12 protein-coding genes are annotated in these 10515 nt (G+C 71.0%); 6 read left to right on the forward strand and 6 right to left on the reverse strand.

The features are described from left to right. Positions 1-264 precede the first annotated feature (264 nt). The 3 genes from VS93_RS11815 to VS93_RS31540 all read left to right on the forward strand — a co-directional run bounded on the left by VS93_RS11815 (position 265) and on the right by VS93_RS31540 (position 1904). Positions 265-528 carry a WhiB family transcriptional regulator gene (locus VS93_RS11815; protein ID WP_046470007.1) on the forward strand — a complete coding sequence of 88 codons (264 nt, stop codon included), beginning with the start codon at positions 265-267 and terminating at the stop codon, positions 526-528. Positions 529-643: 115 nt separating this feature from the next. After that, positions 644-1201, forward strand: a complete 558-nt coding sequence (locus VS93_RS31535; protein WP_046470008.1) for a hypothetical protein — start codon at positions 644-646, stop codon at positions 1199-1201. A 55-nt stretch (positions 1202-1256) separates the two neighbouring features. Further along, positions 1257-1904 (forward strand): copper resistance CopC family protein, encoded by a 648-nt coding sequence (locus VS93_RS31540; RefSeq protein WP_046470009.1) that lies wholly within the window; start codon positions 1257-1259, stop codon positions 1902-1904. A 71-nt stretch (positions 1905-1975) separates the two neighbouring features. Here VS93_RS31540 and VS93_RS11830 read toward each other — a convergent pair whose 3' ends face one another. Further along, positions 1976-2737 (reverse strand): PP2C family protein-serine/threonine phosphatase, encoded by a 762-nt coding sequence (locus VS93_RS11830; RefSeq protein WP_046470010.1) that lies wholly within the window; start codon positions 2735-2737, stop codon positions 1976-1978. A 246-nt stretch (positions 2738-2983) separates the two neighbouring features. Then, a complete protein-coding gene (locus VS93_RS11835; RefSeq protein ID WP_046470011.1) occupies positions 2984-3727 on the reverse strand; it encodes an SDR family NAD(P)-dependent oxidoreductase in 744 nt (247 codons plus the stop codon). Between the two features lie 455 nt (positions 3728-4182). On the opposite strand from VS93_RS11835, the gene VS93_RS11840 reads away from it, so the two are divergent. Both VS93_RS11840 and VS93_RS11845 read left to right on the forward strand, forming a co-directional pair. Beyond that, on the forward strand, positions 4183-5445 hold the full coding sequence (locus tag VS93_RS11840) for a glycosyltransferase (protein WP_046470012.1): 1263 nt from the start codon (positions 4183-4185) through the stop codon (positions 5443-5445). 68 nt (positions 5446-5513) lie between these two features. Then, the gene (locus tag VS93_RS11845; protein ID WP_046470013.1) at positions 5514-6467 is read left to right on the forward strand and encodes a sensor histidine kinase; all 954 of its coding nucleotides are present in this window, start codon (positions 5514-5516) and stop codon (positions 6465-6467) included. 9 nt (positions 6468-6476) lie between these two features. Here the strand turns inward: VS93_RS11845 and VS93_RS11850 are convergent, their stop codons facing one another. Both VS93_RS11850 and VS93_RS11855 read right to left on the reverse strand, forming a co-directional pair. Then, complete coding sequence (locus tag VS93_RS11850; RefSeq protein WP_046470014.1) at positions 6477-6827, reverse strand: STAS domain-containing protein; 351 nt, start codon at positions 6825-6827, stop codon at positions 6477-6479. 175 nt (positions 6828-7002) lie between these two features. Beyond that, entirely contained in the window at positions 7003-7755 is a 753-nt protein-coding gene (locus tag VS93_RS11855) for a GAF and ANTAR domain-containing protein (protein WP_046470015.1), read from the reverse strand. 189 nt (positions 7756-7944) lie between these two features. Between VS93_RS11855 and VS93_RS11860 the strand changes: the two genes are divergently transcribed. After that, positions 7945-9096 carry a GAF domain-containing protein gene (locus VS93_RS11860; RefSeq protein WP_046470016.1) on the forward strand — a complete coding sequence of 384 codons (1152 nt, stop codon included), beginning with the start codon at positions 7945-7947 and terminating at the stop codon, positions 9094-9096. Between the two features lie 8 nt (positions 9097-9104). On the opposite strand, the gene VS93_RS11865 is transcribed toward VS93_RS11860, so the two are convergent. Both VS93_RS11865 and VS93_RS11870 read right to left on the reverse strand, forming a co-directional pair. Continuing rightward, positions 9105-9674, reverse strand: coding sequence for a hypothetical protein (locus VS93_RS11865; RefSeq protein WP_156184792.1), 570 nt, complete (start codon positions 9672-9674; stop codon positions 9105-9107). Between the two features lie 202 nt (positions 9675-9876). Continuing rightward, positions 9877-10515, reverse strand: a complete 639-nt coding sequence (locus VS93_RS11870) for a response regulator (protein ID WP_173434302.1) — start codon at positions 10513-10515, stop codon at positions 9877-9879.

A 10515-nucleotide genomic window follows, 5' to 3' on the forward strand; every position in this document is an offset into this window, starting at 1 on the left:
CCCCGGCCCGGGGCGGCCGCCCGCGTCCCGCCCCGCCGTCGGCGCTCCCGCAGCGGAAGACCCGCGAACACTTTGTTCCCCTCTTGGAAAAGAGCCGGGTCTTTTGCGGACCGGGTGTAGTACGACCTAATGTAGTACTACAATCGGTCGCATCGCGCTGAAGCTCTTATGGCACCGTCATCGACAGCCTTCGCGCGAGGTCCCACGGGTCGGTGAGACGCACCGACGGGACAAGGGACACGAGCCAGGGATCGGAGGCGCCTGGTGAACCGCCTGTACCACGAAAGTGAAGACTGGGTCGAACAGGGCGCGTGCCGCCAGTACGACCCGGAGCTGTTCTTTCCGGTGAGCACCACCGGGCCGGGTCGGCACGACGCCGAACTCGCCAAGGCCATCTGCCGCACCTGCACCGTCCGCCGCGAGTGCCTGCAGTGGGCCCTGCGGGCCGGAGAGGCGCACGGAGTCTGGGGCGGAACCACTCCGGAGGAGCGCCGCTCCATGCGCCGGGAACTGGTCCCCGCCGGCTGACACCGCAGAACGGCGAGCACGGCAGGTACCACGAAACGCTGCCAGGGCCCGGCGAGGCCCTGCAGCGTTTCCCGAGACTTTCGAAGTCACGGCCTCTCCGCTAGGTTCAGGAAACGTGCACGCTCCCAGCCAAGGCCCTCTATGGGGGGCACGCACGGCGCTGCTCGCCGCCGCGTGCACCGGGATCGCATGGAGCGGACACATCGCCTGGGGCGGCTCCGCCGTGTCCAGCGGATCGTTCCTTCTGGCCACCGCGGCCCTGGGGCTGCTCCTCGGCCCGTTCACGCGTTCCCAACGAGGGTTCGGCGAGATCTTCGCCGTTCTCGCCGCCGCGCAGTGCGGGCTGCACATCATCTTCCAGTTCACCGCCGCCCCGGCCCCCTTGACGGCCCACGCCGGCCACGGGCTCCTCGGCTACTCTCCCGGCATGCTCGCCGGCCACCTGTGGGCGGCGCTCCTGGCCGCCGCGCTGCTCGCGCACGGCGAGGCCGCGCTGTGGACGCTTCTGGCGCTCCTCGGCCGCGCCCTACCGCGGCCGGTGCGCGCTCCCCGGCTGGTCGCCGCGGGACCGCCGCGGTTCGCGCCGGAACCGCCGGACCTCCGTCCGGGCCTGCGCATACTGCGCCAAGACCGCCCGCGGGGCCCGCCGGACGCCCGTCCTGTCCCCAGGTAGGCGCGAACGCGCCTGACAGCAACGACGGAGACGTCCGACCGAAAGGGCACAACGCATGACGACCAGACCCGTGGCGTGCCGCTGCGCCGTTCTGATCCCCGCACTGGGCGCTGCTCTCCTGCTGGGACTCGGCTCGGCTCCCGCGGCACTGGCGCACAACTACCTCGTCGAGTCCTCCCCAGAGGACGGCGAAGAACTCGACAGCGCCCCCGAGGAGATCACCCTCACGTTCAACGATGACGCCCTGGAGGGCGGCAACACCATCATCGTCACCGGCCCCAGCGGGGAAACCTACGAGGAGGGCGGCGTCCGGCTCGACGGTGAAACGGCGTCGACCGGACTACGGCCGCTCGACACCGCCGGCGAGTACACGGCCGCCTACCGGATCGTCTCCACCGATGGCCACCCGATCGAGGACGAACTGGCCTTCAGCCTCTCCGAGGACGGTGTCGCCGAGGACCAGGCCGCGGACGAGGAAGAGGACGCTGAGACCACCGGCGATCAGGACACCGCGGACCAGGACGGCACCGCGGACGAAGGGCCCTCTGAGAACACCACCGCCTCCGACCCCATGGCGCGGTTCGGTCCGGTCGCCGGTGTGATCGCGGCCATCGCCATCGCCGCACTGATCATCGTCCTGCTCGTCCGGATGCGCAACCGCCCCGGCCAGGGCGGCGGCAGCGATCAGGCCGACGGACCGTAAACCACCACGAGGATCCCGAGTACCACTCGGGATCCTCGTGGTGGGCCGGGCGCGGGTGGTGTGCGTGGCCCTCAGGCCCGGCGCGCGAGCATGATGCTGACGTTGTCGCGACCGCCGCCTTCCATGGCCGCCTGCCAGAGCGCGTGCACCGCCGCCTCATCGCTGCCCGCCTCAGCGAGGATGCGCTCCATCTCCTCGACGGGCACCAGGTCCGAAAGGCCGTCGCTGCACATCAGCCAGGCCGACGGGTCGGGTTCCGGGTCGCGCCCGACGTGCGGGGTCATCGCCGTGTTGCCGCTTCCCCCCAGGGACTGGGTGATGAAGTTCGTCGTGACGGGTTTTCCGTCCTCCGACGGCGGCAGGGGCGGAGAGTCGTCCTCGGAGAGCTGGCGGAGCCGACTGCCCTCGATCCGGTAGGTGCGGGAGTCGCCCACGTTGAACCAGAAGTTGGCGTCGGGGACGAGCAGCACCCCCGCCACTGTCGTCCCCATCCCGGAGAACTCCGCGTGCTGGGTCGCGTGGTCCTTGATCTCCTCGTCGATGTTCTTCAGAAGGATGTCGACATCGTCAGGGCTCGTGAGCCGGGGACTCATTTCGGCCATGCGATGGACGGCGTGCTCAGAGGCGATCTCACCGGCCGCGTGCCCCCCGAGCCCGTCGGCGACCGCGAGGATCACCGGCTCGCTCAGCGCCAGCACGGAACGCACCGGCATCGTCATGTTCGCACTGGCGACCGTGAGCGCCCCCATAACCACGGCGTCCTCGTTGGCCGGGCGTACAGCGCCCCGGTGCGTGAGGGCCGTGACCGTGACTTCCCCACCAGCGACACCCATACGCCCTACCTCCTGTTCCGTCGGCAAGCTTCTGCCGCGCACTCCCCAGCAACGCCTCTTTGGACGGTAGTCGAGGCGCAGTGATCATGTAACCGTATCGGGATACGGCTGAACGCGGTCAAAATCCGTGTACATCATGACGGAAAACGCCCTGATACGCAGTTCCACGCCGGCCCTTCACGGTCGAACGTCCGTTTCCGGCCGCGGCCACGAAACCGGTTCCGGACGGGGCGCTCCCTGCCCCGGTCAATTCCGTATGTGCAGCGGCTCCGGACCGGCCCGTCCGTCCTCCGCGCCGGGCGCGCCGCTGCGAGAGGCGAGCGCTACATAGGCCGCCGCGATGTCGGCGGGGGAGTCGCCCTTCGCAGGGGACACACCACCGACGCGGACACCGCGCTCCCGCAGCGCTTCGACGAGCGGCCCGGGCAGGTTGGGCACACTCTCCCCGGCCGCCGTGCCGTTGCGGCTCCCACCGTCGGTCGCCGGCAGGATAACCGAGGCCTCACCGGTCATGAACACCCGGGCCGCCTGAGCCAACCAGGTCGTGCTACTCAGCCGGGTGACCTCCCCGGGCCGGTCACCGCTGCAGACGGCGAGCACGTCGATGGCACCGAACTCCAGCGCGGTGTGCGCGACCGCCGCCCGGCAGCCGCCCTCGGTGGCCAGATCGCAGTGGATCGGCAGGGTCCGGGTTCCCAGCGCCGAAAGCAGCCGCGCGGTGGCGAGCAGCGCGTCGTCCCGACCCCGGTGGTCGAGCGGCCACGCGCCCGGGAGACCGGAGCGTCCGGTGGAGTCGGCGACCGCGACGACCGCCCCCTCCTTCGCCAGTGCGACCGACACGGCCCGGCCGAGTCCCGCCCCGTCCACGACACCGCCGACGACGAGGGCGCGCCGCCCGCGGAGCGATCCACTGCCCGTGTAGCCGGGTATCGGGTCCCCGAGCCCCGTTGTGCTTGCACCAGGCGACCGCCAGGGTGGACGCCCGCTCATCACCGACCTCCGTCCGAGGATTGCCTACCCCATCTCAGCTGTCCCCGCCGTCCCTGCCCCGGAGAGGGCACGCCAAACCCATCCAGAACTCGAACCGCGTCACACATCTCACGTTTACGCACGTCACAGCGACCATTGTCGGCTCACGCCGCGGTCTGGCAGAATAAACACCTCATTGGGTGTCTAAGACGCAGACACACCGCCTTTCGCGCGCTCGCGCCCGGCGCCAACCGCCCGGTTCTGCGAAGCGAGCGCCTCCCGTGCTCCAACCGAACGGTCGAAGGTGTGGTCTCGTTGCGTCTGCCCATGTCCCGTTTTCCCGCTTTTCCTCCCCTCCCCTCTGTTCCCCCATGCCCGTCCGGGCTCTTTCAGGCCTGCCCGCCCTTGCCTGAGCGGCCCGAGGGCACGCACGACCGGACACGCCGGGTCCGCCGTCCCATCATGAGGAGTCATACGTGAAGATCGCCTTGGTTGCCGAGCACGCGAGCCCGCTCCCAGCGCACAGAGGGGAGCCGACCTGCGGTGACAGCGTCCATGTCGTCCAACTCGCCCGCCACCTGGCCAGACTCGGACACCGCGTCACCGTCTACTCCCGCTGCAGCGCTCCCGGGCTGCCGAGGCACTACCGCCTGGGGCGCGGGGTCGGTGTCGAACACCTCGCCGCCGGCCCGGAGCGGGTACTGAACGAGAACGAGGTCGCCGGACACACGGGGAGCTTCGCGACAGGCCTTGCGGCGTCTCTCGAGGAATCGGGCGCTCCCGACGTCATCCACACATTCGGCTGGACCAGTGGCCTCGCCGCGCTCTCCGCGGTCCGCACCGGCCACGGGTCGGACACCGCGCCGCCGATCGTGCAGACCTTCCATTCGCTGAACGTGACCGAACAGCGCGCCGGGTTGCCGGAGCGCTCCGACCGGGCCCGTATGGAGACCGCGCTCGCCGGACAGGTCGAGCGCATTGTGGTGACCTCCGCCGACCAGCGCTTCGAACTGGCCCGGTTGGGGGTTCCGCGGCAGCGCGTAAGCGTGGTGCCCTACGGCGTCGACACCGACCACTTCAGCGTCGAGGGAAGCGGCGCGACCGAGCCCTGGACAACGGGGCGTCGCGAGGACCGGCCGCGGATCATCACGGTGACCCGACTCGGCCCGGGGGGCGGCGCCGACGCGCTGATCGAGACGGCGACCCGGCTGCCCGAAGTCGAGTTGCTGATCGTGGCCGGACCCGCGCCGGTGGAGCTCCCGCTCGACGACGACGCGCGGCGCCTGGAACTGCTCGCCAAGGAGGCCGGGGTGAACGACCGCGTCACCCTGACGGGCCCCGTCGACCGCAGGGAACTGCCGCGGCTGCTCCGCTCCGCGGACATCTACGCCTCTGCCGCCTGCTACGACCCGTATGGCGGTGCCGTTCTGGAGGCCATGGCGTGCGGGCTGCCGGTGGTCGCCACAGCGGCCGGCGGTGTCACCGAGGCGATGCTGGACGGCACCACCGGCGTGCTGCTGCGTTCCGCCCGCCCCGAGACGCTCGGGCGCGCGCTGCGCGGTCTGACACTTGAGCCCACGATGCGCAGCGCCTACGGCATCGCCGGGGCCGATCGCGCCCGTTCCAGGTTCACCTGGCAGCGTGTGGCCGCCGAAACCGAGCAGGTCTACCAGCGCGCGCTACCGCGGGAAAAAGAGATGCCCATGGCGGCGGGCGATGGTGCACACTGGTCCGGGTAATCGGAATCAACGCCACGAAACCGCAGAAGTCAGCCCTGGCTGGGCGGGATGCCCGGGGTGATGTTGTTATGACGTCATGCGCGGAGTCCGACGGAACCGGGTCCGAAGGATTCGAACACTACGGTGTGTTCGTCGATTCAACCCGCGACCTGCACGAGATCATCGTTTCCCGGATCCGCGCCGCCCTCGCCGAAGGCGACCACGTCACGGTGGCGGTGAGCCCTCGGCACGAGGAGACGCTGCGGTCCGCGCTCGGCGGCAGGCCGGACACGGACCTCGACTTCACCGACCGCGCCGGGCTCTACGACGCCCCCGGCCGCACACTGGCCGCACTGCACCGCCTGACGCTCGCCCGGCCCATGCGACACGTCACGGTCGTCGGGGAGCCGGTGCTGCCCGACGATCCCCTGGAGCTGCGGGAGTGGCACCGCCTGGACTCGGCGCTGGACTCGGCGCTCGCCGGCACCCGGCTGCGCCTGCTGTGCCTGCACGACACCCGTACGCTCCCGGGGGAAATCCAGCGGATCGTGCGCCGCACCCATCCGATACTGGTGGCGCGCACCGGGGTGTGGAGCAGCCCGGACTACCGCGACCCGGTCGCGTTCAGCGCCCCCGACGCCGATCGCTCACTGCCGCCGCCGAGCGGCGACGTACGGACAGTGGAGGTCCGGTCGGACCTTCTCGCGCTGCGTGAGGAGGTCAGCGGGCTGGCCGCCACCACCGGCCTCCCCCCTCCGCGCATCGGGGACCTGGTGATGGCGGTGAACGAGCTGGCCGCCAACGTCCTGGAGCACGGAGCGGGGAAGGGCACCATCTCCGTGTGGCGGTCCTCCGGGCGGATCGTCTGCGACGTCTTCGACGAGGACGGCAGCCTCACCGACCCGCTCGGCGGCTACCACCCCGCCGACCCGCTCAGCCCTCGCGGCTACGGCCTGTGGATCACCCGCCAGGTCTGCGACTTCATGGAGATCAGCGGCGGCAGGCACGGCTCGCTGATCCGGATGTACTTCCGGTCGGATTGACGCCTGCTCCTAGGCGAGCACGGCCTCCATGGCGTGCCGGGTGTCGTGGTCGATGGTGATCACTTGGTCGATCCCGGCGATCACGAACAGCCGGTAGACAGTGCGCTGCGGGGCGGAGACGGCCAGACCGATCCCGAGGTCGCGGGCCTGCCGGTAGGCCGCGACGAGAACCCCGATGCAGCGGGAGTCGCAGAAGGTCACCTCGGAGAAGTCGATCACGATACCCCGGCAGGGCTTCCCCGTTCTGAGGATCCCGGCAAGCGTCTCGGCGAGATCGGGAGAGGTGACGGCGTCCAGCTCACCCGAGGGCGCGACCACCACGACATCGCCTTCGGTCCGGGTCGGGATATCGGACGCCACGCTCACGCTCCTCGTTCACTACGTCTCCGACGACGTCGAGCCCTGCTCTCCCATTCGCTCGCGCTCCACGCCGCTACCTTAGGCCATTGCCGGAGGTGAAGACAGGCTCCGGCGGAAGCCGTCATCGCACCGATACCCCGCGTGTCCACGGGCCCGGACCGCCTCCGGGGCCGCCTCAGCGCTTCGCGGGGCCGGTGTTCGCGGCGTGCTCCTCCACCAGGCTCCGGGCGACCTCCGCCACCCTCATCCGGTTGCGCTGGGCCACCTCGCGCAACTGCTCGAAGGCCTGAGCGGCATCGCAGCCGCGTGCGTGCATGATGATCCCCTTCGCCTGGTCGATGACGGCCCGCGCGTTCATCGCGCGGCGCATGTGCGCGGCCTCCCGCGCGACATCGGTGTAGCGCCCGGCGCTGTGCAGCGCCATCGCGGCGTGCTCGGCCAGCAGGGCGACCAGAGGGGTCAGCACGGTCTCGTCGAAGGCGTCGGCCCGCCCCGCGTGCACGCCGAACGTCAGGACCGCGCCTTCGAGCTCGCACGGGAACGTCACCGAGGACCGGTCGCCGCACTGCACCGCCATGCTGGTATAGCGAGGCCAGCGGTCCTCGCGGAGGACGTCCCCCACGGTCACCGCGGTCATCTCGCGGACCGCTTCGACCGTTGGCCCTTCGTCCGTCGTGTACTGGTGCTCGAAGGCCATGGCCAGGTCGGAATGCGAGGCGCCGTAGTCCACCACGACCTGGCGGCCCGCGACCTCCGCGGTGCGTTCCTCACCGGGGACGACATCCCGCCAGATCACGACCAGCGCCGCGGAGCACCCCGGCACCCCCCGTGCGGCGGCCATACTCATCTGGTCCAGTGCGCGTTCGGGGGTGCTTCCCTCGGCCTGCCCGTGCGCGCCGATTTCGCGCGCAAGGCGTTCAATCCACATCGGCGCGCCCCCCTGGTCTCCTGCGCCGCGCCCGGCCCTGTTCACGTCTGCCTCGTGCGCGGCGACCTCGCCTCCACGGTAGCCTCCGTCCCGATCATCCAAGCCATGCGTTAGCGTCGGCGACAGGGCGTGGCGTCGCCGTACTCCGCCGCCACGGGCCCAGGGTTGGAAACGTCTGGAGTCATAAGCGTGCCGGAGAACGTCCCCGATCTGCAGCGCGAGGTCACCGAGCTGAGCGACCGGGTCTCAGCGCTGCGCAGCACGCACGCGATGTTCCCGAACGACGCCGCCGGGACGGCCGAGGCCGCGCTCGCCGAGCTCGGGTTCGCCGAGCAGCTGCTGCGCGACTGCAAGGATCGGCTCACGGCCCAGGAGGCGAGCACGCCCCGGCGCTCCGGCCACGACGACGATCGGGCGGTCCTGCGCGCCGTCTTCACCGAACTGAGCATCCCCGTGGTGCTCCTGGACCGCGAGGGCTACATCCGCAGGATCAACGCGATGGGAGCCGAGCGGCTGGGCAGCGCGAGCGGGTACCTCACCGGAAAGCCGTTCTCCAACTTCGTCGACCTGCGCCGGCGTGCGGCCATGCGGTCGTGGCTGGCCGCGGTGCTGCGGGGCGGCGAGCCCGCGTCCTTCGAATCGCGGCTGGCGCAGCGCGGCTGGGCCGAGGACGTGCACCTCACACTGACGCGGCTGGACGTGCCCACCGAGGCCGAACCGCTGATAGTCGTCGTGATGTCCCCGCCGCTGAACAGCGTGCACGACGAGGGCCCCGCCCCATTGGAGTCGGAGGTCGAGGACCAGGTCGTCGTTCTCGCCGCGCGCCGCCTCGACGTGCTGACGCGGATGACCCGCCTGCTGCTGCGCGGCGCCGGCCCCAGCCGCTCCCTCGCGCTGGACGACGCGGCGGAGCTGCTCGCCGACTCCTACGCCGACTGGGTCCTCATGGACGTCTGCGACCTGCCCGGTGACGCCGGCCGGGCGCGGCGCGCGGTCGTCGCCGGTCCCCGGGGGGAGGACCACCGCGGGCTCGTGGAGTCGCTGGACCCGCAGCGCTCGGAGGTCCCGCGCGATGTCCTGGCCAGCGGCAAGTCAGTGCTGCACCAGCTCATCGAGGACGAGCGCATACTCGGCCGGGACCGCGACGGAGCGCCGCTGCTCAGCGCACTCGGCGCGGGGTCGCTGATGTGCGTCCCGTTGCGGGGCAGCCGCGGCGTGCGCGGGGCGCTGACCCTGATCCGGCGCAGCAACCGGGGCGCGTTCAGGCTTGCCGATCTCGGGCTGATCGAGGAGATCGGCGAGCACATCGGGCTCGCGCTGCCGCCCAGACCCGCCGACTGACCACGCTCTCACCCGTGCGGGTGCCCGTACGGTCCCGAAGGGCCGTAGGGACGGTGCTGCGGCGGCCCCGGGTGGGGAGGCGGGTAGGAGTACGGCGGGGCCCACGGCGGCGGAGCCGATGCGCCCGCCCCGTAGGACGGCGGCGGGCCGTACCCCGGGACCGGGCCGGCCGGCGGCCGCCGGGAGAGCAGGAACTCGACCAGGTTGTAGCCGGCGATCGCGACGAGCAGGACCAGCGTCACCCAGAAGCCGTAGCGTGTACCGCCCGCGACCTCGTCGCCGGCCCAGCCGGCGTACTCCTCGACCCGGTCCTCCAGACCGACGAGCACGGTCACCTGGTTGGCCGCGATCAGCGCGGCGGCGGCGCCGGAGGCGATGAGACCGGCCAGGGCACGCGCGAACACCGACTGCAGGATGCTCCCGGCCACCGCCCCGGTGAGGACGGCCAGGATCCCGAGGAGCATCAGGGGGTGCGCGCCGACGCCCTCCTCCTGCGACTTGAAGACGCCCGGAAGGTCGGCCCCGCTCCCGTACACCGCGCTCGAACCGCTGACCGAGGGCGTGCCGTTGACGGCCATGTCCCACCCGCTGGCGTGGACCCGCAGTCCCCAGCCCACTTTCGCAGGAGACCCCGACGAAAGGTAGGAACAGGCAGAGCAGAACGAAGACCAGTCCGGAAGGGCTGATCAGCTTGCGCGGCCACGAGGTGTTCCCGGGCGCGCTCACACCGCTCCCCTCGTGCCGGCGGCCGGCCCCGCGGCCCTGCTGCCCGCCCGGATGCTACTCAGGGCCATGGATGGCCTCGACCAGGGTGGTCAGCCGGGCGACGGAGCGGTCGAGGTCGCGTACCGCCTCGATGGTCTTCTGGTCGCTCTCGCGCTCCTCCGTCACGATCCGGTCGCGCAGCAGTCCGAGGTTGGCGTTGATCTCGGCGGTCCGGCGCGAGAGCTGCCCGGCCACCGAACCGGCGGTGGCCCCGGACTCCGGGTTCAGGTCGCGCTGCAGCATCCGCGACTGGTCCCGCAACCGCTGCTTGGTGTGGTGAAGGTCGACGAACACTTCGACCTTGGACCGCAGCACCCACGGATCGAACGGTTTGGTGAGGTAGTCGATCGCCCGGGAGGCGTACCCGCGGAACACCTGGTGGCGGTCGATTCCCGCGCCCGTCAGGAAGATGATCGGGATGTCCTTCGTCTTCTCCCGCTGCTTGATGTGGGCGGCGGTCTCGAACCCGTCCATCCCCGGCATCATGACGTCGAGCAGGATGACCGCGAAATCCCCTTCCAAGAGGGCCTTCAGCGCCGCCTCGCCCGAGTTCGCGCGCACCAGGTTCTGGTCGAGGGAGGTGAGGATCGCCTCCAGGGCTGTGAGATTCTCGTCGCGGTCGTCCACGAGGAGGATGTTGGCCTTATGGGGCAC

The organism is Allosalinactinospora lopnorensis (genome assembly GCF_000981225.1).
GTDB lineage: Bacteria > Actinomycetota > Actinomycetes > Streptosporangiales > Streptosporangiaceae > Allosalinactinospora > Allosalinactinospora lopnorensis.